Raw genomic sequence first — 26,317 nt, 5'->3', positions numbered from 1 at the left:
CGGGCCGTTCCGCCGAGACGGGACGTTCCGTGAGATGAACCACACTGTAGCGGGCACATTCCGATTCGCGAAAGTCCGGATCCGGATCAGTCTCAGCCGTGGCGCACAGCGGTCGCCGACACCCCGGCAGACCCCGGCACGGCGCCGCTCCGCCCGGGCGGCGGCGCGGTCAGCGACGACGGTCCGCCAACAGAGTCCGCACGGCCCACGCCCCGCCCATGCCATGGACGCCGGCGCCCGGCGGGGTGGAGGCGGAGGCCAGATACAGCCCGGCCCGGCCCGCCCGGTGCGGCCGGGGCGACGCAGTGGGGCGCAGGAGCGCGCGCGCTCCCGCGAGCGATCCCCCCGCGATGTCGCCGCCCACGAGGTTCGGGTTCCACACCTCCAGGTCGGCCGGGCGCATCGCGACCGCGGCCTGGATCCGGTCCCGGAAGCCGGGTGCGTGCCGCTCCACCTCCGCCTCGATCAGCGGACGGACGTCGCCGGGGTGGCCGTGGGGCACATGGGCGTAGGACCAGACGACCGTGTGCCCCCGGGCGGGCCCGGTGGCCCGTGTGGGGTCCGCCGCCTGCTGCTGACAGAGCATGACGAAGGGCCGCGCCGGCATCCGGCCGGCCGCGACGTCGTCCTCGGCCCGCCGGATCTCGGCGGCGGTCCCGCCCAGATGCACCGTCCCCGCGCCCGCGAGCCGGGCGTCGCGCCACGGGATCGGCCCGTCGAGCAGGAAGTCGACCTTGGACACGGACGGCCCGGGGCGCCACCGGCGCAGGGCCGCGGCGTAGCGCGGCGGCAGGCCCGTGCCGGCGACGCGCAGCACCTGGCGCGGGGTCAGGTCCAGCACGACGGCGTCCGCGGCGGGCAGCGCGCGCAGGTCCGTGACCTCGTGGCCCAGGTGCAGCCGCCCGCCGTGCGCCCGCAGCACCGCCACGAGCGACTCGACGATCGCCCCCGACCCGCCGCGCGCCACCGGCCAGCCCGAGCTCATCCCGAGCGCGCCGAAGAGCGCACCGAACGCCGCCGTCAGGGGCCGGCTCGAGGGCAGGATCGCGTGGGCCGCCGAGCCCGTGAACAGGGCGCAAGCGGCCGCCGTGCGGAACATCGCCCGGCCCAGCAGATCGGCCGGCCACGGGGCGCGCAGGCCGAAGCGGGCCATCGCCACCGGATGGGGCGGGGGTCGCAACACCGGGCCGAGCGCGCCCGCCAGGATCTCGTCGACGTGGTCGACCAGGGCCCCGTGCACGGCCCGCCAGGCCCGCGCGTCGACGCCGAGACCCACGGCGGTGGCCTCGAGGTCCCGGTGCAGGAGGGCGGCCGGCCCGTCCGGCAGCGGATGTCCCATCGGCACGGCCGGGTGCAGCCAGGCGAGCCCGTGGTCCGTCAGCCCCAGCTCCCGGAACACGGGGCTGGCGACGCCGAACGGATGGCCCGCCGCCCCGAGGTCCACCACGGTCCCCTCCCCCAGCACCGGCGCGGACGCGCACGCGCCGCCGGGCACCGGGGCCCGCTCGAACACGTCCACCTCCCAGCCCTCGCGGGCCAGCAGGGCGGCGGCGGTCAGGCCGTTGGGTCCGGCGCCCACGACGACGGCGCGGCCCGGCTCGACGCCCCGGGGCAGGGCGAATCCGGGGCCGGTGGCGGTTTCGGTCATGGTCTCCTCCTGTAGTCCCTAGGATGGTCGCACCCCGCCCGCCGCCCGTCAGGAGGCCCTCCCCCGTGGACCCGTTCTGGACCGCGCTCGCTCTCACGACGTTCGCCGGGCTGGCCACGGTGCTGGGCGGCGTCCTGGCGATCGTCGGACGCGCGCCCTCGGGCCGCGGGCTGGGGGCCGCCCTCGGCCTCGCCGCGGGCGTCATGCTCGCGGTCTCCTTCCTGGAGATGCTGCCGGCCGCCGTCGAGGGGCTGGGCGGGGCGGTCGGCCCCGCGGCGACCGCCGTCGCGGTGGCCGCCCTGATCCTCGGCGCAGGCTCCTACGTGCTGCTCGAGCGCGCCGTCCCCGACCCCGTCTCGGAGATGCCGGGCGACGTCGACGACCCGGCCGGCCTGGACCGGCGGCGGATGCTGCGCCTGGGCACGGTGACGGCCCTGGCGATCGGCCTGCACAATCTGCCGGAGGGCTTCGTCACCTTCGCCGGCACCCTGCAGGATCCGTCGGTGGGCCTCGCGCTGGCCGTCGCGATGGCCGTGCACAACGTTCCCGAGGGCGTGGCCGTAGCCGTGCCCGTGCGGCAGGCCACCGGATCGCGGCGCAAGGCCTTCGCGTGGGCCGCGTTCACGGGGATCGCGGAGCCGCTGGGCGCGCTGATCGGCTGGCTGCTGCTGGCCCCGTTCCTCACACCCGCGCTCCTGGCCGCCGTCTTCGCGGCCGTGGCGGGCGTGATGGTGACCGTGAGCCTCGACGCGCTGCTGCCCGCCGCCCGGGCGGCCGGGGGCCGCGCCGCGGCGCTGGGCGGCGTGCTGCTGGGCGTGGCCGCGATGGCCCTCTCACTGGACCTGCTCTCCTGAGCGCCGGGGGGCCGGTCAGTTCACGAGGGCCGGCTGCAGGACCGCCTCGGCCTCGCGCACCTCGCCGTCGGCGGTGCGCCACTGGACGGTGATCCGGTCCCCCACGTTGTGGTCGTTGACCAGGCGGGACATCCGGGAGGCGTCGTCGCCGACGGTCCGCCCCTCGATCTCGAGGATGACATCGCCCTCGACCAGGCCGATCTGCTCGGCGGCGGAGCCCGCGTCCACCTGCATGACCACGACGCCGACGTCGGGATCCGCGCCGACCATGATGCCCAGGGCGCCGTCCGCACCGATGCTCACGGTGTCCGTCTCCTCGCCCGAGAGGACCTGGTCCGCCACGTCGAAGGCCACCTCCAGCGGGATCGCGAAGCCGTCCACCTCGTCTGCGGTGGTCCCGTCGCTGGCTGCCACGGTCACGCCGACCACCTGGCCGGCGTCGTCCACCACCGGGCCGCCGGAGTAGCCGGGCACGACGTCCGCGTCCGTCTGGATCAGGCCGGACAGGCGCGCGTACTGATCGGTGCCCTCGGCCGCGGCCATGATCGAGCGGTCCGTGCCGAGCACGGTGCCGCGCACGGCCGTCAGATAACCCTGGCCTCCGCCGTTGCCGACGGCGGCCACCTGGTCCCCGCGCCGCACCGGGTCCAGCGAGACGCTGGCCACCGGCAGGTCTGAGACGCCCTCGACGTCGAGCACCGCGATGTCGTGCTCGGCATCGCGCCCGAGCACCGTGGCCGTGTGCCGCGCGCCGGTGTCCGCGACCACCACGTGCACCTCCGAGGAGTCCTCGACCACGTGGTAGTTGGTCACCGCCAGCCCGTCCGGGGAGAGCACCATGCCGGTCCCCGTGCCGGTGCGGGCGCCGAGGGCGGTCTCCACGAGGAGGATGCCCGGGGCGTCCGCGACCGGCTGGCCCGGGTCCAGGGACGAGCCGTCGTGGGCCGATGCGGACCAGTCCACCGTCACGCCGTCGTGGACGTGGGTCAGGCCCGCCGCGAGCTCGCCCGCCTCCCGTGCCGGGGCCTCGGCGGCGGGCACGGTCGGGGCGGAGTCCGCGGCGACGTCGACCATCCGGCCGGCGAGGAGCGCGGTGAGGCCCCCCGCCAGGACCAGCGCCCCGAGCACGCCGAACAGCGCGATGACGAACGCCAGGGGCGAGCGTCGTGCGCGCGGCGGCCAGCCCGGCGGCGTCACGCTCAGCCCCGGGCGGCCGCCAGGGCGGCCTCGTAGTCCGGCTCCTCGGAGATCTCGGGGACGAGCTGGGCATGACGGACCACGCCGTCGGCATCGACCACGACGACGGCGCGGGCCAGCAGGCCCTCGAGCGGACCGTCGGTCATGCGCACGCCGTAGTCGCCGCCGAACGACGAGCGGAACACAGAGCCGCTGCGGACGTGGTCGATGCCCTCGACCGAGCAGAAGCGCGCGGCGGCGAACGGCAGGTCCGCGGACACGGCCACGACGGTGGTGTCCCCGAGGTCCGCGACGCGGGAGTCGAACTCGCGGACGGAGGCGGCGCACACGCCGGTGTCCAGGGACGGGAAGATGTTCAGGATCACGCGGCGGCCGCGCAGCTCCCGCAGGGTCACCGGGGACAGGTCCGCCCCGGTGAGGGTGAAGTCGGGGGCGGGGGAACCCACCTGGGGCAGCTCACCGACGGTGTGGACGGGGGTGCTCTTCATGTGGGTCGTCGCCATGGGGACAGCCTAGGATGGGCGCGGCCGGACGGGAGCACTCCCCGCCCGGCTCGGCGGACGGCGAACACGGAGGGACCGACCATGACCGAGCCCATGACGTCCAACGTCACCGACACGGCCCTGCTGTTCGAGGGCGGGGGCATGCGCGCCGCGCTCACCTCGGCCGTGGTGGCGGAACTGCTGCGCGAGCGGATCCACGTGGACTTCGTGGCCGGCATCTCGGCGGGCTCGTCCAACGCCGTGAACTACCTGTCCCGCGACCCGGCCCGTGCGCGGCGCTCGTTCGTGGACTTCGCCGACGATCCTCGGTTCGGCAACTGGCTGAGCTTCGTGCGCGGCAAGGGCCTGTTCAACGCCGAGTACATCTACGAGCACGCCGGCCTGCCCGAGGCGGACCTGCCCTACGACTTCGCCACGTTCCGCGCGAACCCCGCCCGGCTCGTGCTGGGCGGGTTCGACGCCGCGAGCGGCGAGACCCGCTGGTGGGACCGCTCCGACATGACCACCCTGACCGACCTGATGGTCCGCGTCCGCGCGTCGTCCACGATGCCGGTCCTCATGCCCCCCGTGCACGCCGAGGGCACCGTGTTCGTGGACGGCGCCCTCGGCGTGGACGGCGGGATCCCGCTGACCGCGGCGGAGGACGCGGGGTTCGAGAAGGTCCTCGTGGTCCTGACCCGGGAGCGCGGGTACGTGAAGCGGCCCGAGCGGTTCCCCTCGTTCTATCAGCGCACCTTCCGGCGCTACCCCGCCGTCGCGGACGCGCTGCTCACGCGCTGGCGCCGGTACAACGCCACCCGCGAGCGCCTGTTCGAGATGGAGCGGCAGGGACGGGCCTATCTGTTCGTGCCCGAGACCATGCCCATCGCCAACGGCGAGCGGTCCGTGGCCAAGCTGGCCGCCGCCCACGAGCTCGGCCTGGACCAGGTGCGCCGCGAGATGCCCGCGATCCGCGCGTTCCTGGGGCTGCCGGCGTCCCGCTGAGCCGCGCCTGCTCCGAGCGGCGGGTCAGGCCTCGGCGCGGGCGGCCGAGTCCGGCAGGCCGAACACCGAGTCGAACGCATAGGCGTACACCGCGGCGTAGACGAGGAAGAACACGAGCAGGCCGGCCTCGATGAGGAACGCCTCCCCCAGCCCGATGCCGAGGATCAGCGCCACCGCGGGCACGAGGAACACGATCAGCCCGCCCTCGAAGCCGACGGCGTGGGCCACGCGCACCCACCAGGGCCGGCCCGTGATCCCGAGGCGGCGTTCGAGGGTCTCGAACACCGAGTTGAACACGATGTTCCACAGCAGGGCCACGGTCGAGGACACGACCGCCACGGCGAGCGAGGGCCCGCCGCCGTTGCCGAGCGCCGCCAGGATCACGGTGGTGAAGAGGATGGCGAGCAGCTCGAAGACCACCGCGTAGACCACGCGGCGCAGCAGGGGCGTCCGGAACACGCGGCGGCGCACGAGCGCGTCCCGGCCCCCCGGGCCCCGCGGCACGTCGGAGGGCGGCGTCGACACGGGGTCGACGCCCGGGCGGGCGCGGCGGGTCTCGGACACGGCGCCCAGCCTAGGGCTGGCACCGCGGGGCGCCGAATCCGGCGGAACCGGCCGCCCGCCGTCGTCGCTCCTCGATGAGGGGCGGGCGCGCCTTCACCGCGCCCCGGCCGCCTGCCTAGAGTTCGAGGCATGAAGCTCACCGATGACCTGCTGCAGAAGTTCAACGAACAGATCACCCTCGAGTTCGAGGCGTCCATGGTCTACCGCCAGCTCGCGATCGCCGCCGACGACCTGGACCTGTCCGGGATGGCCGCGTGGCTGCGGCACCAGGCGGACGAGGAGATCGTCCACGCGAACAAGTTCATCGACCACGTCGCCGACCGGGACAGCTTCCCGACGATCGGCGCCATCCCGGCCCCGCCCGTGCAGGCCGGCCTGTCGGCCCTGGAGATCTTCCGGGCCGCGCTCGCGCACGAGCAGAAGGTCTCCGAGGCGATCCGCGAGCTGTACCGGGCCACCGAGTCCGCGGGCGACCTCAACTCGCGCCCGCTGCTGAACTGGTTCCTGGATGAGCAGATCGAGGAGGAGGCCACCGTCTCCGAGATCGTGGGCCAGCTCGAGCTCGTCGGCGATGACGGCTCGGGCCTGCTCCGCATCGACGGCCGCCTGGGCTCCCGTCCCGTGGAGACCACCGAGAACGACGCCTGAGCCCACCGGCGGCCTCGTCGGCCGCGCACGCACCGGCCCGGTCCCCCACGGGACCGGGCCGGTGCGTGTCCGTCCCCGCCGCTATGCTCGACCTGCGCCCTGCCCGCGCACCGGCGCGCCCGTCGGCCCCACCCCAGGAGGAACCATGGTCGGACTCGTAGCCCTGCTCGACGACGTCGCCGCCCTCGCCCGCCTCGCCGCCGCGAGCGTGGACGACGTGGCCGCCGGAGCGGGACGCGCCGCGGCCAAGGCGGCGGGCGTGGTGGTCGACGACGCCGCGGTGACCCCGCAGTACATGGCCGGCGCGGCCGCCGCCCGCGAGCTGCCGATGATCTGGCGGATCACCAAGGGCTCCCTGCGCAACAAGCTCGTGTTCATCCTGCCCGCCCTGCTGCTGCTCGACTGGCTCGCCCCCTGGATCCTGCCGTGGCTGCTGCTGGCCGGCGGCACCTACCTGTCCTATGAGGGCGCGCACAAGGTGTGGGGCAAGCTCACCGGCCACGGGCATGCCGACGACGAGGAGCCCGCCGTCGAGCGGGGTCCGGAGGCCGAGGACACCGTGGTGCGCGGGGCCATCACCACGGACTTCATCCTGTCCCTGGAGATCATGGTCATCTCCATGAACGAGGTGGCCGACCTGGGCTTCTGGATGCAGGCGGCGATCCTGGCGGTGGTGGCCGTCGTCATCACCGCGGGCGTGTACGGGGTGGTGGGGCTGATCGTGAAGATGGACGACGTCGGCCTGCACCTGCACCAGAACGCCTCGACCTCCGGCGGCCGCTCGTTCGGCGCCGGGCTGGTCAAGGCCATGCCGCACGTGCTGCGCGTGGTGACCGTCATCGGCACCGTGGCGATGCTCTGGGTGGGCGGCCACATCGCCCTCGTGGAGCTGGACGCACTGGGCGTGCCGTGGCCCTACGCCGTGCAGCACGGGATCGTCGAGCCCGTCACACACGCCGCCGGCGCGTTCCTCGGCTGGCTCACGGAGACTGCGACGTCGGCTGTGTGGGGCCTGCTCTGGGGCTCGGTCGCGCTCGGGGTGGTCCTGCTCGTCGGACGCCTGCGCGGGAAGAAGGCCGCGCCCGCCCACTGATGCGGCGGCTGACGGGTCTACTCCCACCCGCGCCCGACGCCGAGGCCCGCAGACGCGCCGCTACGCACGGAACGTAGCGGCGCGTCTGCGGGCCTCGGCGCTGTCTCCGTCTCCCGACGGGCCCCGTCAGTCGGCGGTGAGGAAGGTGCGCACCGCGGAGACGAAGGCCTCGGGCTGGTCGGCGTGCAGCCAGTGGCCGGCGTCACGGACGGTGACGCGCACGACGCGCGGGAACAGCTCCTTCATCCGCGGCACGTCCTCGTCCTGGACGTAGTCCGACTCGGCGCCGGCCAGCCACAGGACCGGATGGTCGAACACGCGCGCCGGGTCCTCGGGGACCACCGGGTCCGGGAACGAGCCGATCTCCCGCAGGTGCTCGAAGAGCATGGCCACGTTGGGCTGCCACGCGAAGTGCCCGGCCGTGCGCCGCAGGTTCTGCAGCAGGAAGCCGCGCACCCGCGCGTCGTGGACGTGCTCGGCCATGGCCGCGTCGGCCTCGGCCCGCGAGTCGTACGCGTCCAGGTCCATGCGCAGCATGGTGCCCAGCAGGTGCACGAACTCGTCCGTGGCCTGCGGTGAGAGCCGCGGGGAGATGTCCTCCACGATCAGCCGGTCCACGAGCTCCGGGTGCCGCAGGGCGAGCACCATCGCGACCTTGCCGCCCATCGAGTGGCCCAGCAGGTGGACCGGCCCGTCGGCGGCGAGGCCGGCGCGCAGGTGGGCGGCCACCCGGTCCGCGATCTCGCGGTAGTCCACCCGGTCCGTCCAGGGCGAGGCGCCGTGGTCCGGCAGATCGATCAGCTCCACCGTGAAGTCGTCGCCCAGCTCCTTGGCCGGGCCGGTGAAGTTCCGGCCCCGGCCCATGAGGCCGTGCAGGAACGCGACGCCGCGCGGGCCCTCCCCGATGCGGGTGGAGGCCAGGGGGGCGTCGGACGGGTCGGAGGCGGCGGCGGTCGTGTTCACCCGACTCAGGCTAGCGCGGGACCGCGCCGGCACCTCCCCCGCCTTACAGTCATCTCGACCCTCTGAGATGGGCGCGAACAGTGTCATACTGACCAGAACAGCCCCGCCAGTCCGCCCCGGGAGGTCCCATGCCGGTCGCTGAGGTCCGCGTCAGCGTGGCCGTGTCCACGGCCGTCTTCGGCGTGCGCCCGGACCCGCACGGCGTGCCCCGCCTCTGTGTCGCCCTCGTCCCGCGGATGCGCGAGCCGTTCCTGGACCGGTGGGCGCTGCCGGGCGCGTGGCTCGGCGCGGACGAGGAGCTGGCCGACGTCGCCGCACGCGTGGCCGCCGAGTGCGTGCCCGGTCCCGTCCGTCGCCTCGAGCAGCTGGCGGCGTTCGGCGCCGTGGACCGTTCCCCCACCGGACGCGTCCTCACGGTGGCCCACTGGGCGCTCAGCCCCGTCCTGGACGACGACGGCGCCGCCCCGGCGTCCCGCCCGGACCCGGACGTGGCCGGGCTGCCCATCGGGGTCCATGTGCGCTGGCACCGGGCCGACGCGCCGCCCGCGCTGGCGTTCGACCACGCCCAGATCCTGGCGGCGGCCGTGGCGCGTCTGCGCGCGGACCTGCCGCGAGCCGGCGTCGGGCACGCGCTGCTGGGGCCCTCCTTCACCCTTGCCGAGCTGCGCGCCGTGCACGAGGCCGTCCTCGGCCGCGGCCTCGACGCCGCCAACTTCCGCCGCGCCACCCTCGCCGCCGGGACCCTCGAGGAGACCGGCGAGGTCCGCGGCGGCACCCCGCACCGCCCGCCCAAGCTCTACCGGTACCGGCCCGCCGGGCCCGGGACCGACCCCGATCCCGCCGGGCCGGATGCCCGCCGCTGACCACCAGCCCCGACCCAGGAGTCACCCATGACCACCCCGACCGGGACCACCGCCTCGGTGGCCCGCACCCTGACCCTGATCGACAAGGACGCCGCGCGCGGCTCCTCGTGCTCCCCCGACCTGACCCGCGGCCCCTGGGCGTTCGACGCCGGCCTGCCCGCCTACGGCCCCGGCGCATCGCAGGACGACGCCGTCCCGGCCGACGCCCCCGTGCAGGGCCGCATCCCCGAGGAGTACCAGCGGGCCTCCGACGAGGAGCTCCACGCCCGGATCAGCGCCGCGCGGCAGACGCTCGGCGAACGCGTCGTCGTGCTGGGCCACTTCTACCAGCGCGACGAGGTCGTCCAGCACGCCGACTTCGTGGGCGACTCCTTCCAGCTCGCGCGGGCCTCCCAGGGCCGGCCCGAGGCGGAGGCGATCGTGTTCTGCGGCGTGCACTTCATGGCGGAGACCGCGGACCTTCTCTCCACCCCGGACCAGGCCGTCATCCTGCCCAACCTCGCCGCCGGCTGCTCCATGGCGGACATGGCCGACCTGGACTCGGTCGAGGACGCGTGGGAGCAGCTCGAGGCGGTCTACGGCACCGAGCCGGACGACGACGGGCGCGTGCCCCTGCTGCCCGTGACCTACATGAACTCCTCCGCGGCCCTCAAGGGCTTCGTCGGCGAGCGCGGCGGCATCGTGTGCACGTCCTCCAACGCCTCGGCCGTGCTGGACTGGGCGTTCGAGCGTGCCCAACGCGTCCTGTTCTTCCCGGACCAGCACCTGGGCCGGAACACGGGCCGCGCCAGGGGGATCCCACTCGAGCAGATGCCGACGTGGAACCCCCGCCTGCCGCTGGGCGGGAACTCCGAGGACGCCCTGCGGGACGCGAAGGTCCTGCTGTGGCACGGCTTCTGCTCGGTGCACCGCCGCTTCACCGTGGCGCAGATCGAACAGGCCCGCGCCGAGCACCCGGACGTCCAGGTGATCGTGCACCCCGAGTGCCCCCTGCCCGTGGTGGAGGCCGCGGACTCCTCCGGGTCCACCGACTTCATCGTCAAGGCGATCCAAGCGGCGCCGGCCGGCTCGACCTTCGCGATCGGCACCGAGATCAACCTCGTGCAGCGCCTGGCCGCCCAGCACCCCGAGCACACGATCTTCTGCCTCGACCCCGTGATCTGCCCGTGCTCCACCATGTACCGCATCCACCCCGGCTACCTCGCGTGGGTGCTCGAGGAGCTCGTGGCCGGCCGCGTGGTCAACCGGATCACCGTGCCTGCGTCCGTCGCCGAGCCGGCCCGCACCGCGCTCGAGCGGATGCTGGCCGTCGCGCCGAAGCAGTCGGCCGCGCAGTCCGCCGGGGCCGGGACGTGACCCCGGCCGACCGCGCCCCGGCGACGCCGGCCCCGCAGCCGGACGTGGAGCGGATCGTGGCCGCCGCGCTCGCCGAGGACGCGCCCTGGGGTGATGTCTCCTCGGAGGCCTTCGTCCCGGAGCAGGCCCGGATCACCGCGCGCGTGGTGGCCCGCGAGCCCGGGGTGCTCTCCGGCACGAACGCCCTCGAGGCCGCCTTCCGGCTCGTCGACCCGGCCGTGTCCGTCACCCTGCACCTGGCCGACGGCGCCGACCTGTCCCCCGGCGCCGTCGTCGCCGAGGTCGCGGGCCCCGCCCGCTCGGTGCTGCGCGCCGAGCGCGTGGCGCTGAACCTCGTCCAGCGCCTGTCCGGGATCGCCACGACGACGGCCGCCCACGTGGCCGCCGTGCGCGCCGGCGGCGGGCACGCGCGGGTGGTGGACACCCGCAAGACCACCCCGGGTCTGCGCGTGCTCGAACGGCAGGCGGTGCGGGACGGAGGCGGGCACAACCACCGCTTCAGCCTCTCGGATGCCGTGATGCTCAAGGACAACCACCTGGCCGCGCTGGGGTTCGGCAGTGCCGGCGACCCGGGCGAGGCCCTCACCGCGGCCCTGCGCGCCGGGATGGCCCGCCTGCCGCACACCACCCACGTGGAGGTGGAGGTCGACCGGCTCGAGCAGATCCCGGCGGTGCTCGCCGCCGGGGTCGACACGATCATGCTGGACAACTTCTCGCCGGCCGAGCTGCGGGCCGGCGTCGAGCGCGTCGCGGGCCGCGCCGTCGTCGAGGCCTCCGGCGGGGTGAGCCTCGAGACGATCGGGGCGATCGCGGCCACGGGCGTGGACGTGATCTCGGTGGGAGCGCTGACCCATACCGTCCAGTCCCTGGACCTGGGCCTGGACGCCGTGGTCGAGGAGGTCTCGCCGCGCCGATGAGCACCACCCTCGACCTGGACCACGCGGCCACCGCGCCCGTCCGGCGCAGCGCGCTGGAGGCGATGTGGCCCGCCCTCACCGGCGTCTACGGCAACCCGTCCTCGGCGCACGAGGCCGGCCGGGCGGCGGCGGCCCTGCTCGAGGACGCCCGCGCGCGGGTGGCCCGCGCGATCGGCGCCCGGGCCGGGCAGGTCGTGTTCACCTCGGGCGGCACGGAGGCCGACGCGCTCGCCGTGCTCGGCACGGTGCGCGCCCGGATCCTCGCCGGACGCCCGGCGGGCCACGTGCTGACCACGGGGATCGAGCACAGCGCGGTGCGGCAGTCCTGTGACCAGCTGGCCCGGCTGCACGGCGTCGAGGTCGAGCACCTCGCGCTGGACCGTGACGGCCTGACCTCGGCGGACGACCTCGCCGCCCGCCTGCGCCCGGACACCGCGCTGGTCAGCGTGCACCTGGCCCACAACGAGGTGGGCACGGTGCAGCCGGTGGCCGAGCTGGCCGCCGTCGCCCGGGAGGCGGGCGTGCCGCTGCACGTGGACGCGGTGCAGGCCGCGGGGCAGATCCCGGTGGACGTGCGCGCCCTCGGGGCGGATCTCGTGGCGCTGTCCGGGCACAAGGTCGGCGGGCCCAAGGGGGTCGGCGCGCTGTGGGTGCGCCCGGGTCACGCCCTGGAACCGCTCGTGCCCGGTGGCGGCCAGGAGCGGGGCCGGCGGTCCGGGACGCAGAACGTGGCCGGTGCCGCCGGGTTCGCGGCGGCCTTCGAGGAGGCCGAGGCGGAGCGCGCCGCGGCCGCGGACGCGTGGTCCGGGCTGCGGGACCGGTTCGCGGCGCGCGTGCTCGACGGCGTCCGGGCGCTCGTGCCCGACGCGCGGCTGACCGGCCATCCCGCGCGGCGGCTGCCGCGTCACGCCTCGTTCGTGCTGCCCGGTGTGAACGGCGAGTCGGTGCTGGAGGAGGCGGCCCGCCGGGGCGTGCTGGCCTCGGCGGGGTCCGCGTGCTCGGCCCACGACGCCGAGCCGTCCCCGGCCCTGCTCGCGCTGGGCCTCAGCGAGGACGAGGCGCGCACGGCCCTGCGCTGCACGTTCGGCCCGGACGCCGACGCCCCGCTGCTCGAGGCCGCGGCGGACGCGATCGTCGACGCCGTCCGGACGGTCGCCGCCCTGCGCTGAGCGGCCCCGGGCCGGTCGACCCCGCTGCCGCCGGGGCCGGCGTCGGAAGTTCACCCGAGGGTCAGCCCGAGGCCACACACCCGGGGGCCTGGCCGAGTCCGGCCGTTCGCGCCTGCACGCCACGCTGCGCGCGGTCGACGAGGACGGGCTGGTGCTGCGCGGCCGCTTCGCTCGCGGGCTGACCCTGCGCTCCGGCTGGGTCGACGGGGCCGCCGACCACACCGCGAAGATCCTCGCGGACACGCTGCCCTCCGGCGCCCGCTTCGAGGTGACGTACGCGTTCGAGGACGAGGCCGGCCGCCTGGGCGAGTCGGCCGTGGCCCGCTTCACGACGGCGCCCGGCGAGCGTGGCAGGAGTACATGCCGATCGCCGACTCCACGGCCCTGCACCGCGGCTCCGGCCTCGCGCCCACCCGCATCCACCGCAGGATCCCCCGCGGCGCGACGCTCGACGTGTTCGCCCTGGACATGCGCACCCACAAGGGCGAGAACACCCAGCGTCTCGAGACCCACGAGACCCCGATCCTGGGCGAGGAACAGCTGCAGTGGCTCATCCGCGGGCTGCGCGCGGCGTTCACCGACTTCGAGCCGTTCTGGGAGTTCGTGGCCGGCCCCATCAACGCCGGATCGTCCGGCCCGAACACGCTGGACGGCACCTTCGGCCCGCGCCTGGACTTCGAGGCGCACGGGCCGGTCATGGGCTCGCCGCGCTCCGGCGAGCACCAGTACTTCGGCCACGTCGAGATCCCCGAGGACGGCCGCGAGTTCCGGGTGCGTCTGATCAACGCCGTCGGCCGGACGGTCTACTCGCGCACGCTGACGGCTGCCTGATCCGCCGTGCCGGCGGCGTCGGCGGACCGTCAGTCGGTGATCAGGCCCTCCTCGCGGAGCCAGTCCCACGCGACCTGGGTGGGCTCCTCGCCGTCGACGTCCACCCGGGCGTTCAGGCGCGCGGCCGTCGCGTTGTCCAGGCGCGCGGTCACGGGCGCCAGCAGGTCGGCGATCTCGGGGTGCTCGGCCAGGACCTCCTCGCGCACGATGGGGGCCGCGTTGTACTTCGGGAAGAAGCTCAGCGGGTCCTGCAGGGTCGTCAGGTCCAGCGCGGCGATCCGCCCGTCCGTGGAGTACGCCTCCCCGAAGGTGCACGACCCGTCCGCCACCGCGGCGAACACCGCCCCGATGTCCATCTGGCGCAGCCGGGATCCGGTGGGCCGTTCGATCCCGTAGGCCTCGAGCATGGGCAGGAACCCGTCGTTGCGGGCGGCGAATTCGGCGCTCACGCAGAAGGACTGGTCCTCCGTGGGGAGGTCCTTGATGTCCGCCAGGGTCTCCAGGCCGAGCTCCTCCGCCCGGTCCTGGCGCACGGAGAAGGTGTAGGTGTTGTCGAGTTCGGCCGGCGGCAGCCACACCAGGCCCTGCTGCGCGTCCTCGTCCCGGACCGCGGCCCACTGCGCCTGGGCGTCCGGGATCGGATCGGTGTGGCCCAGGTACGTGATCCAGGCCGTCCCCGTGTAGTCCCACTCGACGTCCACGACGCCTGCGACCTGGGCCTGGCGCGCACTGAGCGAACCCGGCATGTTGGTCAGATCCTCGACGTCGGCCCCCGCGGAGCGCAGCAGGATCGCGGTGATCTTGCCGAGCACGACGCCCTCGTTGAAGTTCTTGGAGCCCACCGCCACGTGGGCGCCCTCGAGGTCGATCCCGGCGACCTCGCCGGCGGGCGTGCCCGAGGGCAGGTAGCCGCCGGCGGTGCTCAGCCCGCACCCGGACAGGACCAGGGAGGCCGCCAGGCCGAGCGCGGCGAGCGCGGCACGAGCGGGGGTCCGGCCGCGGCGGCGGGATGGGATGGTCGCGCGCGAGGTGGTCATGCGAGCCCCCTCGGGGTGGCCAGCGTCTCGACGAGGCGGCCGATCCACTCGATCATCAGGGCGAGGGCGGCCACGAGGATCGCCCCCGAGACGAGCAGCGGGAAACGGAACAGGACGATCCCGGTCTGGATGAGCAGGCCGAGGCCGCCGGCGTCGATGAACGTCGCGAACGCCCCGGTGCCCACCAGCAGCACCAGGGCGGTCCGCAGACCCGCCATGATCACGGGCAGGGCCAAGGGCAGCTCCACCCGGAGCAGGGTCTGCACCGGCGACATGCCCATGCCGCGGGCCGCCTCGACGACGGTGGGGTTGACGCCCCGCAGCCCGGCCAGCGTGTTGGCCAGCACGGGCAGGAACGCGTAGAGGGACAGGGCCAGCACGGCGACCCGGAAGCCGAACCCCCACGCCATGGCGAGCAGGACGATCACACCGATCACCGGGGCGGCCTGACCGGCGTTGGCCAGCCCCATGGCGACGGGGGTGAACCGCCGGGCGGCGGGGCGGCTGAGCAGCACGCCGAGCGGGATGGCCGTCGCCACGACCAGAACGGTGGACACGCCGACGAGGGCCAGGTGCTCGGCGGTGAGGCGCAGGACGGTGGGCCAGGTCAGCAGCCGGGCCTCGACGTCGTCGAGGGCGGCCCCGCGCACCCAGACGGTCCACCCGATCAGCAGGGCGGCCACCAGCAGCGGCAGGCCGATCAGGAGCAGGCGGTCCTCGGCGGAGGCCGCACGCAGCCGGGCGATCATGGCCGAGCCTGCTCGTCGCCGGCGCGGGCGTGCGCGCGCAGTGTCGGATAGTCGAGCAGACCGATGACCGTGCCATCACGGACCACGGCGATCTCCTCCGCCGGGGCCGTGACCAGCGCCGCGAGGGCCTCGCTGATCGGGGTGGCCGCGTCGAGCACGGGCCCGCCCGGCAGCGGGCCCGTCGGGTGCGGTGCGATCGGGCGCAGCGGCAGCGAGTCGACCGACCGCAGCCCCAGCCGCTTGAGCCCCGCCCCCGACCCCACGAAGTCGGCCACGAACTCGGTGGCCGGCCGAGCCAGGACCTCTTCGGGGGTGGCGTACTGGGCCACGTGCGCGCCGGGTTCGAGCACCAGGATCCGGTCGCCCAGGAGCACGGCCTCATCCACGTCGTGGGTGACCATCACGATGGTCTTGCCCACCCTGGCCTGGATGTCGAGCATCTCCTGCTGCAGGCGCTGGCGGGTGAGGGGGTCCACGGCGCCGAAGGGCTCGTCCATGAGCAGCACGGGAGGATCCGCCGCGAGGCCCCGGGCCACGCCGACGCGCTGCTGCTGTCCGCCGGACAGCTCGCGCGGGAAACGGTCCCGATAGATCGCCGGGTCCAGGCCGACGAGCTCGAGCAGCTCGTCCACACGGTCGGCGATGCGCCGGCGGTCCCACTTGAGCAGGCGCGGCACCAGGCCGACGTTCTCGGCGACGGACAGGTGGGGCATCATCCCGCCGCCCTGCACGACGTAGCCGATCTGACGGCGCAGCCGGGTGGGGTCACGGCGTGTGATGTCCTCCCCGCCGATCAGGATCCGCCCGGAGGTGGGTTCGATGAGGCGGTTGATCATCTTCAGCGAGGTGGTCTTGCCGCAGCCGGACGGACCGACGAACACCACCGTCTCCCCCGCGGGGATGACGAGGTCCAGGGCGTCCACGGCGGGACGGTCCTGCCCCGGATAGAGCTTCGTCAGGGACTCGAGACGGATCTCGGCCCCGGCGTCACGGTCGGTGCTCATGCGCGCAGTCCCTTCGAGATGGTGAGGCGGCCGAGCAGCACGAGCAGCCCGTCCAGGACGAGGGCGACGACGACGATGCCGAGGGTGCCCACGAGGGCGTAGTTCAACGCGTTGGCGCCGCCCAGGGAGACCAGCCCCGTGAAGATGTACGAGCCCAGTCCGGGCCCCAGGACGTAGGCCGCGACCGCGGCCACGCCCATGCCGAGCTGGCCTGCGACCCGCATGCCGGTGAGGATCACGGGCCAGGCCAGCGGGAGACGCACCCGGGTGAACAGCGCCACCGGCCCCATGCCCATCCCCCGGGCGGCCTCCAGCACCTCCGGGTCCACGCCGCGCAGACCCACGAGCGCGTTGCGGAGGATGGGCAGCAGGGCATAGAAGACCACCACCACGACGGCGGGGACGGTCCCGATGCCCACCAGGGGGATCAGGACGCCGATGAGCGCGAAGGAGGGCAGGGTCAGCCCGACGGCGGTGAAGGCGTTCGCGATCGGGGTCAGGGCCTTGATCCGCGTGGCGATCACGGCCAGTGCGATGGCGAGCACGGTGGCGATGGCCAGCGCCTGCAGCACGAGCCACCCGTGCTGCCAGGCGCGGAAGAGGATGTCCGGCCAGCGTGAGGCGAGGAACTCGCTCATGCCGCCTCCACGCCGACAGCGCGCCCCTGGGCGGCCCGGGCGTCTGCGGGGTGGGGCAGGACCGTCATCGTCGTCTCCTTCGGTCCGGGTGGGGCGGGCGTGCTCTTGCACGCTACCCGAGACGGTGGCACTCCCTGTGTTCTACACCACGAAAGGGGTCACCGGCACCGCCACGGATGGCCTGCCGCCCGGGCGACGGGCAGGACGGCCTGCGCTAGCGTGTCGGCCATGTCTCGCTCCCACTCCGACGCCCTCGACGCGTCCGGCCCCGACTCCGGGGGCGCCGTCGCCGCGCCCCGCCGCCGCGTCGGCCTGCTGCCCCGCATCCTCCTCGCGATCGTGGCCGGCGTCCTCGTCGGCCTGGTCGCGCCGACCTGGCTCGTGCAGGCCTTCGCCACCTTCAACGGGCTGTTCTCGAACTTCCTGGGCTTCGTCGTCCCGGTGCTGATCCTGGCGCTCGTCGCCCCCGCCATCGGCGACATCGGCCGGGGCGCGGGGAAGCTCCTGGCCCTGACCGGTGGCATCGCCTACGGCTCCACCCTGTTCGGCGGCTTCGGCGCCCTGCTGGTCTGCCTGCTCGTCTTCCCGCTGATCCTCACCCCCGGGTCCTTCGAGGCGATGGCCAACCCCGAGGACGCGCTGCTCGGCCCGCTGTTCGAGGTGCAGATGGACCCGCCCTTCGGCGTGATGACGGCCCTGCTGCTCGCGTTCGTGCTCGGCATCGGCCTGACGACGCTGCCGCGCGGCGCCCTGCACGAGGGCTTCGACCAGCTGCGATCCATCATCGAGCGGGTCGTCATGGGCCTGATCGTGCCGCTGCTGCCCGTCTACATCTTCGGCGTGTTCCTGAACATGACCGCCGCCGGTGAGGTCTTCAAGGTCATCACCACGTTCCTCGGTGTGATCCTGCTGGTCTTCGGCCTCACCGTGGTGCTGCTGCTCATCCAGTACGTCGTCGCGGGCGCGATCGCGGGCCGCAACCCGTTCACGGCCCTGAAGACGATGCTGCCGGCCTACGCGACGGCCCTGGGCACCTCGTCCTCGGCGGCGACCATCCCGGTGACCCTGCGCCAGACCCTACTGCTCGGCGTGCGCCGGCCGATCGCCTCGTTCGTCGTGCCGCTGTGCGCGACGATCCACCTGGCCGGCTCCACGGTGAAGATCGTCTCGTTCTCCATCGCAGTGCTGTTCCTCTCGGGCCAGTCGATCGACATCCCGGTGTTCGTGGGCTTCATCTTCATGCTGGGCGTTACCATGGTCGCGGCGCCCGGCGTGCCCGGCGGCGCGATCGTGGCGGCCTCGGGCCTGCTGTCCTCGATGCTCGGCTTCACCGAGCCGCAGGTCGCGCTCATGGTCGCCACGTACATCGCCATCGACTCCTTCGGCACCGCCACCAACGTGACCGGTGACGCCGCCATCGCGCTGATCGTCGACAAGATCGCCGGGGACCGTCTCATCGAGGACTCCGAGGACGAGGGCCTGGATCACCGCGACGACGAGGAGGTCGCCACCGGCGCCGACGCCGGCTGACCCGCCCCGCACACACCACGGCCCCCTCCCTGTCAGAAGCTCTGGGAGGGGGCCGTCGTCGGGACGGGCGGTGTCAGCCGCGCAGGCCCCGCTCGGCCTCGGCGCGCACCGCGCGCCGCTGCCCCGGGGAGCGCACGACGACGTCGCTCATCTCCTCGAGCGTCTTGCCCTTGGTCTCGGGGACGAAGGCCGCCACGAAGGCCAGGGACAGCGCCGCCATGACCGCGTACAGGCCGTAGGCGAGGGTCAGGCCGATGTCCGCCAGCCACGGGAACGTGGTGGAGACGGTGAAGTTCGCCGCCCACTGCGCGGCGGCGGCCACGGCGAGCGCGCCGGCGCGGATGCGGTTCGGGAACATCTCGCCCAGCAGCACCCAGACCAGCGGCCCCCAGGTGGCGCCGAAGAACACCACGAAGGCGTTCGCGGCCACCAGCGCCACGGTGGACCACGGCTGCGGCAGGGACACGGACTCGGCGCCGCCGGTCTGCGCGAAGGAGAAGGCCAGTGCCATCAGGCCGAGGCTGACCGTCATGCCGGCGGAGCCGGCGATCAGCATGGGGCGACGGCCGACGCGGTCCACCAGGGCGATCGCGATGAGGGTGACGGCGATGTTCGTGACCGAGGTGATCACGGTGACCGTGAGGGCGTCCGACTCCCCGAAGCCCACCGAACGCCACAGGGTGGTGGAGTAGTAGAAGATCACGTTGATGCCCACGGCCTGCTGGAAGACGGAGAGCAGGATGCCGATCCACACGATCGGCTGCAGGCCCGCCGCCGGTCCACGCAGGTCCGCCAGCGACTCGCGGCGCTCCGAGTCCAGCGAGCGCCGGATGTCCTCGATCATCAGGTTCACCCGGTCCACACCGGTGAACTCGTGCAGGACCTCGGCCGCCTCGTCCGTGCGGCCGCGGGCGACCAGGTAGCGCGGGGACTCCGGCAGCTTCAGGGCGAACAGGCCGTACAGCACCGCCGGAACGGCCTCGGCCAGGAACATCCAGCGCCAGGCGTCGACGCCGAGCCAGAACGGCTGCGCCGCTCCCCCGGCCATCGTCGCGAAGAGCGCGCCCGTGAGGAGCGCGGCGAAGATGCCCAGGACGATCGCCAGCTGCTGGAGCGAGCCGAGGCGACCGCGCACATGGGCCGGGCTGACCTCCGCGATGTACGCCGGAGCGATCACGGACGCGGCGCCCACGCCCAGGCCGCCGACCATGCGCCAGACGATCAGGTCGACCACGCCGAACGCCAGACCCGAGCCGATGGCAGAGACCAGGAACAGCATCGCGGCGATCACCATCACGGGCACGCGGCCGCGGCGGTTGGCGATCGGCCCGGCGAACCAGGCGCCGAGTGCGCAGCCGATCAGCGCCGAGGAGACGGCGAAACCCGTGAGACCGGCGCCAAGGCCGAACTCCCCGGCGAGGGCGTCCACGGCGCCGTTGATGACCGAGGTGTCGAAGCCGAACAGGAAGCCGCCGAGCGCGGCGGCGACCGAGATGCCGACCACCTTGGCGTTGAGGCGAGACGTCGCGGCGCCGCCGGACCGGGTCGCTGTCATGGTGGGTCCTCTCTGGGGGGCGCCCGACGGCCCGCTGCGCGCCGGTGCGTCCGCACAGTGTGTTCTCCGCTCAGCGAGCGTGCAAGTCGCACAGCCCCTCGCCCCGCGCAGAGGAGGCGGCGGGGCAGAATGAGGGCCATGTTCGTCGTCCTGGGCCCCGCCCCCGCCTCCGTCGGCAGCCCCGGCACCTGGTGGGCCCTGGACGGGGAGGGCGAAGACGCCGCTCCCCTGGGATCCTGCGCCGCCGGGTCCGTGGCCGGGCTCGTGGCCGGTCTGCCCGCCCGCCTGGGCGTGGACCCGAGCACGGTCCGCTGGGTGCTCGCCGACGTCGGGACGGAGTACGCCGCCTGGCTGGCGGCGGGAGTGCGGGTGGATCGGTGCTGGGATTTGGCCCTCGTCCAGCGGATCCTGCGGCACGCGGCGACGGCGCCGGGCAGCGGGGTGCGTTACACGCCCGTGGCGCAGCTCGAGGTCGCCGACCCCACGGAGCCCGAGCGCCCCGCGCGGGTGCCCGCCGGTCAGGAGTCCTTCTTCGACCTGCCGGACGAGACCGGCCCTGCTCCGGACGTCACCGTGCTCGCGGCCGAGATGGCCGCGCAACGGGCCGCCGTCGAGGGCTCGGCCCACCCGCACCGGCTGCGGCTGCTCGCGGCGGCGGAGTCGCAGGGCGCACTCGTGGCCGCGGAGATCCGGGCGGCGGGTCTGCCGTGGGACAGGGGCGTGCACGAGGCGCTCCTCACCGAGCAGCTCGGCCCCCGGCCTGCACAGGGCGAGCGTCCCGCCCGCCTGCAGGCCCTGGCCGAACGCATCGCCGACGTCCTGGGCTCCCCCGGGCTGAGCCCCGACTCGCAGCCCAGCCTGCTGCGGGCGCTGCAGACGGCAGGCGTGGCCGTGGAGTCCACGCGGCAGTGGGACCTGAAGCACTGGATCGACGCCGGCGGCGCGGAACGCGAGGCGCGGGCCGCGCTGCTCGCGCCGCTGCTGGAGTACAAGGCCCTGGTCCGGCTGTGGACGGCCAATGGCTGGCACTGGCTGGACCAGTGGATCGGCGACGACGGCCGGTTCCACGCCGCCTACCTGGTCGGCGGCGTGGTGACCGGGCGGTGGGCCGCCCACGGCGGTGGGGCCATGCAGATCCCAGCCGGGGTACGCGACGCCGTCCGCGCAGACCCCGGGTGGACGCTGACCGTGGCCGACGCCTCCCAGGTGGAGCCGCGCATCCTCGCCGCGATGGCCGCCGACGAGGCGCTGGCCCGTGCCGGGACCACGCCCGACCTGTACCGGGAGGTCGCGGAGCAGGGCCGGGCGGCCGGCACCGCGCTGGCCGACCGCGGGCGCGCGAAGATCGCCCTGCTGGGTGCGATGTACGGCTCGACGACGGGCGACTCCGCGGCGCTCATGCCGCACCTGCGCCGGCTCTACCCCCGAGCGATCGGCCTGCTCGAGCGGGCGGCCACCGTCGGCGAGGGCGGCGGCCAGGTGTCCACGTGGCTGGGCCGCTGGTCCCCCGCACCGGGGCGGAAGTGGCAGGAGTCCGTGTCCGACGTCGGCACCCAGGCCGCCGAGTCCGCGGCCCGGCGACGGCGGCGCTCCCAGGGCCGCTTCACCCGGAACTTCGTGGTGCAGGGCACCGCGGCCGAGTGGGCGCTGTGCTGGATGGGCGAGATCCGCCGTCGACTGCGGTCTGCGGGCATGCGCACGGAACTCGTGTTCTTCGTCCACGACGAGGTCGTCCTGCACGGCCCGGCCGCGGAGGCCGAGGCCGTGCGGACAGTCGTGGCGGAGTCCGCGAGCGCCGCCGGCCGCCTGCTGTTCGGTCCCGCCCCCGTGGACTTCCCGCTCACCGTCTCCAGCGTGGGGTCATACGCGGACGCGAAGTGAGGGGCGGCAGCGCGTCGGTCGCGGTCATGGCCTCCGTGCGCCGCACCGGGCCGAGGACCCTGGGACCTGGCACGATGCGGGACGAGGGCCGATCCTGGAGAGCGCCCGAGACACCCTTGTGAAGGAGACCGCATGCCCGTCGCCCCGCGTCCGTCCGACGGCGCCGCGTCCTCGGTCTTCACCCCGCACCAGCAGCGCATCCTCGCGGTGCTCCTCATCCCGATCTTCATGTCCCTGCTGGCCGTGTCCAGCATCAACGTGGCCCTGCCCGCCCTGCAGCGGGGCCTGGACGCCAGCGACGCGGAGCTGCAGTGGGCCATCTCCGGCTACACCCTCGTGTTCGGCATGGTGCTCGTGCCGGCGGGCCGGGCGGGTGACCTCTTCGGCCGCCGCCGGCTGTTCCTGGTGGGCCTCGGCGTGTTCGCGCTCGGTGCGCTCCTGTCCGGCCTGGCGCCCACGGGCGTCCTGCTCGTGCTCGCGCGCTTGGTCATGGGCGTGGGCGCGGGCCTGCTCAACCCGCAGGTCACCGGCTTCATCCAGGGCGAGTTCTCCGGCGCCTCCCGCGCCCGGGCGTTCGGGGCGCTCGGTGCCGTCGTCGGGGTGTCCGTGGCGGTGGGGCCGCTGCTCAGCGGCGGGCTCATCGCGTGGCTCGGCGGCGACCTCGGCTGGCGCGCGACCTTCCTGGTGAACGTGCCGATCGCCCTCGGCGCCCTGATCGTGGCCCGCCACTGGCTGCCGCGCACCGTCCCCGAGCGGGCGCGGCGTCCGGACCTGGACCCGGTCGGCGTCGTCCTGCTGGCCGGCGCCCTCGTGGCCGTCATGCTCCCGTTCCTGGACCGGGGGCTCGGGCCGTGGCGGTTCGTGCTCGTGCCCGTCGGCATCGGCCTGGCCGCCCTCTGGACGCGGTGGGAGGCCCGCTACGCACGACGGGGCCGCGCCCCGATGGTGGACCTGCGCCTGTTCCAGACCCGCAGCTTCGCGTGCGGCGCCCTGCTGATCGCCATCTACTTCACCGGCTCGACCAGCATGTTCGTCGTGATCGCCATGTTCATGCAGAACGGGCTGGGCTACCCGGCGCTGCACGCCGCGCTCATCGGCCTGCCTTCGGCGGTCATGTCGAGCGTGATGTCCACCGTGGCCGGGCGCGTGGTGCTGCGCACGGGCCGGAAGATCGTCGTCCTCGGCATCGCGCTGGCGCTGCTCGCCGTCGTGGGCTCCATCGGGGTGGCGTGGGCCAACCGGGAGTTCGGCCTGAGTCCGTGGTGGCTGCTGCTCACCCTCGCCATCTTGGGTGCCGGGCAGGGGCTGGTGGTCTCCCCCAACCAGACCCTCAGCCTGGCCGAGGTCCCGCCGCGGCACTCCGGCACGGCCGGCGGCGTCCTGCAGACCGGCCAGCGCGTCGGCACGGCCGTCGGCACCGCCGTGATCGTGGGGGTGTTCCTGGGCGTCGCCTCCAGTGCCGACTGGGACGGGGCGTTCATGGCCGCCTTCGCGCTGGTGGCCGGGTGCATGGCCCTCGCGCTCCTCGTCGCACTCGCGGACCTGCGCGGACCACGGACGGCGGCCCCCCGTGGCTGAGCCCCGCCCCGGCGACGTGCGCGTCACCCCCGGCCCCGGCGCACCCCGCGGGCTGATCATCCCCGCGGGCGAACTCGTCGAACGCTTCTCCCACGCCTCCGGCCCGGGCGGTCAGGGCGTGAACACGGCGGACTCGCGGGTCCAGCTCAGTCTGGACCTGGCGGCCACCTCCGCCCTCGACGACGTCCAGCGCGCCCGCGTCCTCGCGCGGCTGGCGCCCCGGCTGGCCGGGACGGTCCTCACCGTCAGCGTGGCGGAGCACCGGGCCCAGTGGCGCAACCGGGTGGCCGCCCGCGAGCGGCTCGCGGCGCTGCTGCGCGAGGCCCTGGCCCCGCCGACGCCGCGGCGGGCCACGACGCCGACGCGCGGCTCCCGGCGGCGCCGCCTGGAGGCCAAACACCGTCGCTCCGAGGTGAAGCGCACGCGCCGCCGCCCCGGCCTCGACTGAGGCCGCTCGCCCGCCGGCCGCGCGGGCTCAGACGCGGGTGTTCTGCGATTCCGGGGCCAGGGGCGCGTGGGCGGGGTTGGACAGGGAGAGCACGACGGCGGCCACGCGCGGGTGTTCGAGGAGGGCGTCCTCCACGCGCTGGAGCAGGACCGCGGCCTCGCTCTCCCGCTCGTCCCCGGCCAGGTCCACGGCCCCGACGACGAAGAGCTTCTCCGGGCCGACGTACTCGAGGTGCAGGTAGCTCACGGAGAGCACCTCGGGCCGCTCCAGCAGCCAGCGCAGCACCCGGGTCCGGATCACCGGGTCGGCGACCTCGCCGACGAGGAACGCCATGTTCCGCGAGAGCAGGAAGATCGCGACGACCCCGAGCAGCACGCCCACGAGGATCGAGCCGGCGGCGTCCCACCGGGGGTCCCCGGTGAGCTGGTGCAGGGCGAGGGCGGCGGCCGCGATGGCCAGGCCGATCAGGGCCGAGGCGTCCTCCACCCACACGGCGCGCAGGGTGGGGTCCGAGGTCTGGCGCAGGAACGTGGCATCGCTGATGTGCCGCCGCTCCGCGTCGCGGCGGACGCGCCGGTGCGCGTTCAGGAACGAGATGCCCTCGAGCACGAACGCGACGGCGAGCACGATGTACGCGATCGTGTACTCCGCCTCCTCCTCGGGGGCGGACCAGGCCGTGATCCCGTGCCAGACCGAGACCGCCGAGCCCACCGCGAACAGGCCGAAGGCCGCGACCATCGACCACACGTAGGCCGCGCGCCCGTAGCCCAGCGGGTGCCGCGCGTCGGGGGCTCGGCCGGCCCGACGCTCCGCCAGCAGCAGGAAGACCTCATTGCCGGCGTCGGCCCAGGAGTGCGCGGCCTCCGCCACCATCGCGGCTGAGCCGGTGACCGCGCCCACGATCGACTTGACGACGGCGATCACCGTGTTCACGCCGAGGGCGATCAGGACGGTCAGCAGGCTCTCGCCGCCGGACTCGGCGGCGGGCGGGGCGACGGCGGGCGGGGTGCGGGTCATCCTCCGAGTCTGCCCCTGCAGGCGCATGCCGGACCAGGCTCGCCGTGTCCGGGTCCGCCGGTCCAGGAGCGCGAGACGGGGTCCACGCGGATCGGCGTCGCCGAGCCCGTGAGGTCTCCGCATGCTCGGCCTAGCGTGGGGCCATGACGGATTCTCCCCTGCACCTCGACCACCCCGACGCCCCCCGCATCATCGTGCTCGGCGCGACGGGCTACGCCGGATCCCTCGTCGTGGACGCCCTCGTGGCCCAGGGCGCACGGCCCGTGCTGGCGGGCCGGAACCGGGACTCGCTCCAGCACGCGGCGAGGCGGCACGACGGGCTGAAGGTCGCCGTCGCCGACGCCGGTGACCCCGCCTCGCTGAGGGCCCTGGTCACGGAGGGCGATGTGCTGGTCTCCACGGTCGGCCCCTTCGAACGCTACGGCCGACCGGTCGCCCGCGCCGCCGCGGAGCGGGGCGCGCACTACGTGGACTCGACCGGTGAGGTCGGCTTCGTGAAGGACCTCAAGGCGGACCTGGACGCCACCGCCCGACGCACGGGCGCCACCCTGCTGCCCGCCCTCGGCTTCGACTACGCGCCGGGCATGCTCGCGGGCGGGCTCGCGCTGGCGGAGGCCGGTGGACGCGCACGGTCCCTGCAGATCGGCTACTTCGCCGACGGCGAGCTGGACCCGCGCGTCGACCTCAGCCACGGGACGCGCCAGACGATGGTGGGCGCCCTCACCGAGCGGACGATCACGTGGCGCGGCGGGCGGCTGGCGACCACGGGCCCGGCCAGCCGGTCGGCCGTCTTCCGGGTCGACGGGCAGGACCGCCGCGGCGTGCTGTTCGGCGGCACGGAGTCCCTGTTCCTGCCGCGGATGCAGCCCGGCCTGGACGAGGTCGAGGTCTTCAACGGCTGGTTCCCGGCGCGGCCCACGCAGATCGGCGCCGCCGCCCTCGGCGCGGTGGGGTGGCTCCCCGGCGTCGCCCGCGGCGTGCAGGCCCTGCTGCGGCCCCTGGCCGGGGGCCCGGGTGGCCCCGACGCCGCAGACCGGGCCCGCACGGGCTCCCGGGTCGGGGCGATCGCGCGCGACGCGGCCGGCCGCGTCGTGGCGGACGTCCACCTGAGCGGCCCCAACGCCTACACGTTGACCGGGGACCTCATGGCCTGGGGCGCCCGGCAGCTCGCCGCAGGCCGGGCCCGCGAGGCCGGCGTCGTCAGCCCGATCCAGGCGTTCGGCCTCGACGACTTCGAGACGGCCTGCACCGCGGCCGGTCTGGTGCGGGCATGATCCCGACGTCTGACCC

General features: G+C 74.6%; 25 protein-coding genes. 14 read left to right on the top strand and 11 right to left on the bottom strand.

Annotated features, from left to right (window positions below; genetic code table 11):
* Positions 1 to 169: 169 nt before the first annotated feature.
* Positions 170 to 1,648, bottom strand: a complete 1,479-nt coding sequence (locus G6R13_RS06460; protein WP_044659391.1) for an NAD(P)/FAD-dependent oxidoreductase — start codon at positions 1,646 to 1,648, stop codon at positions 170 to 172.
* Positions 1,649 to 1,713: 65 nt separating this feature from the next.
* Between G6R13_RS06460 and zupT the strand changes: the two genes are divergently transcribed.
* Positions 1,714 to 2,502, top strand: a complete 789-nt coding sequence (gene zupT, locus G6R13_RS06455; RefSeq protein ID WP_044659390.1) for a zinc transporter ZupT — start codon at positions 1,714 to 1,716, stop codon at positions 2,500 to 2,502.
* A gap of 15 nt (positions 2,503 to 2,517) precedes the next feature.
* Here zupT and G6R13_RS06450 read toward each other — a convergent pair whose 3' ends face one another.
* Together G6R13_RS06450 and tpx are read right to left on the bottom strand one after the other, a co-directional pair.
* Complete coding sequence (locus tag G6R13_RS06450) at positions 2,518 to 3,699, bottom strand: trypsin-like peptidase domain-containing protein (protein ID WP_044659389.1); 1,182 nt, start codon at positions 3,697 to 3,699, stop codon at positions 2,518 to 2,520.
* A 2-nt stretch (positions 3,700 to 3,701) separates the two neighbouring features.
* The gene (gene tpx, locus G6R13_RS06445) at positions 3,702 to 4,202 is read right to left on the bottom strand and encodes a thiol peroxidase (RefSeq protein ID WP_044659388.1); all 501 of its coding nucleotides are present in this window, start codon (positions 4,200 to 4,202) and stop codon (positions 3,702 to 3,704) included.
* Positions 4,203 to 4,283: 81 nt separating this feature from the next.
* Here tpx and G6R13_RS06440 point away from each other — a divergent pair, with 81 nt between their 5' ends.
* Positions 4,284 to 5,186 (top strand): patatin family protein, encoded by a 903-nt coding sequence (locus G6R13_RS06440; protein ID WP_041105041.1) that lies wholly within the window; start codon positions 4,284 to 4,286, stop codon positions 5,184 to 5,186.
* A gap of 24 nt (positions 5,187 to 5,210) precedes the next feature.
* Here the strand turns inward: G6R13_RS06440 and G6R13_RS06435 are convergent, their stop codons facing one another.
* The gene (locus tag G6R13_RS06435; protein ID WP_041105039.1) at positions 5,211 to 5,750 is read right to left on the bottom strand and encodes a PACE efflux transporter; all 540 of its coding nucleotides are present in this window, start codon (positions 5,748 to 5,750) and stop codon (positions 5,211 to 5,213) included.
* Between the two features lie 129 nt (positions 5,751 to 5,879).
* Between G6R13_RS06435 and G6R13_RS06430 the strand changes: the two genes are divergently transcribed.
* Both G6R13_RS06430 and G6R13_RS06425 read left to right on the top strand, forming a co-directional pair.
* Positions 5,880 to 6,398, top strand: a complete 519-nt coding sequence (locus G6R13_RS06430; protein ID WP_041105037.1) for a ferritin — start codon at positions 5,880 to 5,882, stop codon at positions 6,396 to 6,398.
* A gap of 145 nt (positions 6,399 to 6,543) precedes the next feature.
* On the top strand, positions 6,544 to 7,491 hold the full coding sequence (locus G6R13_RS06425; protein ID WP_049147473.1) for a DUF808 domain-containing protein: 948 nt from the start codon (positions 6,544 to 6,546) through the stop codon (positions 7,489 to 7,491).
* A gap of 126 nt (positions 7,492 to 7,617) precedes the next feature.
* Here the strand turns inward: G6R13_RS06425 and G6R13_RS06420 are convergent, their stop codons facing one another.
* The gene (locus G6R13_RS06420; RefSeq protein ID WP_163721268.1) at positions 7,618 to 8,454 is read right to left on the bottom strand and encodes an alpha/beta fold hydrolase; all 837 of its coding nucleotides are present in this window, start codon (positions 8,452 to 8,454) and stop codon (positions 7,618 to 7,620) included.
* 128 nt (positions 8,455 to 8,582) lie between these two features.
* Here G6R13_RS06420 and G6R13_RS06415 point away from each other — a divergent pair, with 128 nt between their 5' ends.
* The 5 genes from G6R13_RS06415 to G6R13_RS12295 all read left to right on the top strand — a co-directional run bounded on the left by G6R13_RS06415 (position 8,583) and on the right by G6R13_RS12295 (position 13,590).
* Positions 8,583 to 9,317, top strand: coding sequence for a DNA mismatch repair protein MutT (locus G6R13_RS06415; protein ID WP_159833325.1), 735 nt, complete (start codon positions 8,583 to 8,585; stop codon positions 9,315 to 9,317).
* 27 nt (positions 9,318 to 9,344) lie between these two features.
* Positions 9,345 to 10,673, top strand: a complete 1,329-nt coding sequence (gene nadA, locus G6R13_RS06410) for a quinolinate synthase NadA (RefSeq protein ID WP_078025869.1) — start codon at positions 9,345 to 9,347, stop codon at positions 10,671 to 10,673.
* Complete coding sequence (gene nadC / locus G6R13_RS06405) at positions 10,670 to 11,590, top strand: carboxylating nicotinate-nucleotide diphosphorylase (RefSeq protein ID WP_078025870.1); 921 nt, start codon at positions 10,670 to 10,672, stop codon at positions 11,588 to 11,590. Before nadA ends, nadC begins: the two co-directional genes overlap by 4 nt.
* On the top strand, positions 11,587 to 12,759 hold the full coding sequence (locus tag G6R13_RS06400) for a cysteine desulfurase family protein (protein WP_159833327.1): 1,173 nt from the start codon (positions 11,587 to 11,589) through the stop codon (positions 12,757 to 12,759). Before nadC ends, G6R13_RS06400 begins: the two co-directional genes overlap by 4 nt.
* Before the next feature lie 360 nt (positions 12,760 to 13,119).
* Entirely contained in the window at positions 13,120 to 13,590 is a 471-nt protein-coding gene (locus G6R13_RS12295) for an alkaline phosphatase D family protein (RefSeq protein ID WP_060973549.1), read from the top strand.
* A 29-nt stretch (positions 13,591 to 13,619) separates the two neighbouring features.
* On the opposite strand, the gene G6R13_RS06390 is transcribed toward G6R13_RS12295, so the two are convergent.
* The 4 genes from G6R13_RS06390 to G6R13_RS06375 are packed head-to-tail and all read right to left on the bottom strand — an operon-like array spanning position 13,620 to position 17,018.
* Positions 13,620 to 14,627 (bottom strand): glycine betaine ABC transporter substrate-binding protein, encoded by a 1,008-nt coding sequence (locus G6R13_RS06390; protein WP_159833329.1) that lies wholly within the window; start codon positions 14,625 to 14,627, stop codon positions 13,620 to 13,622.
* Positions 14,624 to 15,376: an ABC transporter permease gene (locus tag G6R13_RS06385; protein ID WP_163721266.1), complete on the bottom strand. Its 753-nt coding sequence runs from the start codon at positions 15,374 to 15,376 to the stop codon at positions 14,624 to 14,626. Before G6R13_RS06385 ends, G6R13_RS06390 begins: the two co-directional genes overlap by 4 nt.
* Complete coding sequence (locus G6R13_RS06380) at positions 15,373 to 16,380, bottom strand: ATP-binding cassette domain-containing protein (protein ID WP_098092236.1); 1,008 nt, start codon at positions 16,378 to 16,380, stop codon at positions 15,373 to 15,375. The genes G6R13_RS06385 and G6R13_RS06380 overlap by 4 nt, the downstream gene beginning before the upstream one ends.
* Positions 16,377 to 17,018 (bottom strand): ABC transporter permease, encoded by a 642-nt coding sequence (locus G6R13_RS06375; RefSeq protein WP_049145926.1) that lies wholly within the window; start codon positions 17,016 to 17,018, stop codon positions 16,377 to 16,379. The genes G6R13_RS06380 and G6R13_RS06375 overlap by 4 nt, the downstream gene beginning before the upstream one ends.
* 228 nt (positions 17,019 to 17,246) lie before the next feature.
* Here G6R13_RS06375 and G6R13_RS06370 point away from each other — a divergent pair, with 228 nt between their 5' ends.
* Positions 17,247 to 18,548: a dicarboxylate/amino acid:cation symporter gene (locus tag G6R13_RS06370; protein ID WP_163721264.1), complete on the top strand. Its 1,302-nt coding sequence runs from the start codon at positions 17,247 to 17,249 to the stop codon at positions 18,546 to 18,548.
* Between the two features lie 73 nt (positions 18,549 to 18,621).
* Here G6R13_RS06370 and G6R13_RS06365 read toward each other — a convergent pair whose 3' ends face one another.
* Positions 18,622 to 20,103 (bottom strand): sugar porter family MFS transporter, encoded by a 1,482-nt coding sequence (locus tag G6R13_RS06365; protein WP_163721262.1) that lies wholly within the window; start codon positions 20,101 to 20,103, stop codon positions 18,622 to 18,624.
* A gap of 138 nt (positions 20,104 to 20,241) precedes the next feature.
* Here G6R13_RS06365 and G6R13_RS06360 point away from each other — a divergent pair, with 138 nt between their 5' ends.
* The 3 genes from G6R13_RS06360 (at position 20,242) to arfB (ending at position 24,010) form a co-directional block, all read left to right on the top strand.
* Positions 20,242 to 21,984: a bifunctional 3'-5' exonuclease/DNA polymerase gene (locus tag G6R13_RS06360; RefSeq protein ID WP_101965968.1), complete on the top strand. Its 1,743-nt coding sequence runs from the start codon at positions 20,242 to 20,244 to the stop codon at positions 21,982 to 21,984.
* A gap of 132 nt (positions 21,985 to 22,116) precedes the next feature.
* Positions 22,117 to 23,562: an MFS transporter gene (locus G6R13_RS06355; protein ID WP_101965967.1), complete on the top strand. Its 1,446-nt coding sequence runs from the start codon at positions 22,117 to 22,119 to the stop codon at positions 23,560 to 23,562.
* Entirely contained in the window at positions 23,555 to 24,010 is a 456-nt protein-coding gene (gene arfB, locus G6R13_RS06350) for an alternative ribosome rescue aminoacyl-tRNA hydrolase ArfB (RefSeq protein ID WP_101965966.1), read from the top strand. The genes G6R13_RS06355 and arfB overlap by 8 nt, the downstream gene beginning before the upstream one ends.
* A gap of 27 nt (positions 24,011 to 24,037) precedes the next feature.
* On the opposite strand, the gene G6R13_RS06345 is transcribed toward arfB, so the two are convergent.
* Positions 24,038 to 25,027, bottom strand: coding sequence for a cation diffusion facilitator family transporter (locus G6R13_RS06345; RefSeq protein ID WP_020626298.1), 990 nt, complete (start codon positions 25,025 to 25,027; stop codon positions 24,038 to 24,040).
* A gap of 143 nt (positions 25,028 to 25,170) precedes the next feature.
* Between G6R13_RS06345 and G6R13_RS06340 the strand changes: the two genes are divergently transcribed.
* Positions 25,171 to 26,301 carry a saccharopine dehydrogenase NADP-binding domain-containing protein gene (locus G6R13_RS06340; RefSeq protein WP_163721259.1) on the top strand — a complete coding sequence of 377 codons (1,131 nt, stop codon included), beginning with the start codon at positions 25,171 to 25,173 and terminating at the stop codon, positions 26,299 to 26,301.
* Positions 26,302 to 26,317: the final 16 nt, after the last annotated feature.

The organism is Micrococcus sp. Alg238-R198 (assembly GCF_900537135.1).
GTDB classification, from domain to species: Bacteria; Actinomycetota; Actinomycetes; order Actinomycetales; family Micrococcaceae; genus Micrococcus; species Micrococcus luteus.
This window is presented reverse-complemented; position numbering and strand designations above follow the sequence as displayed.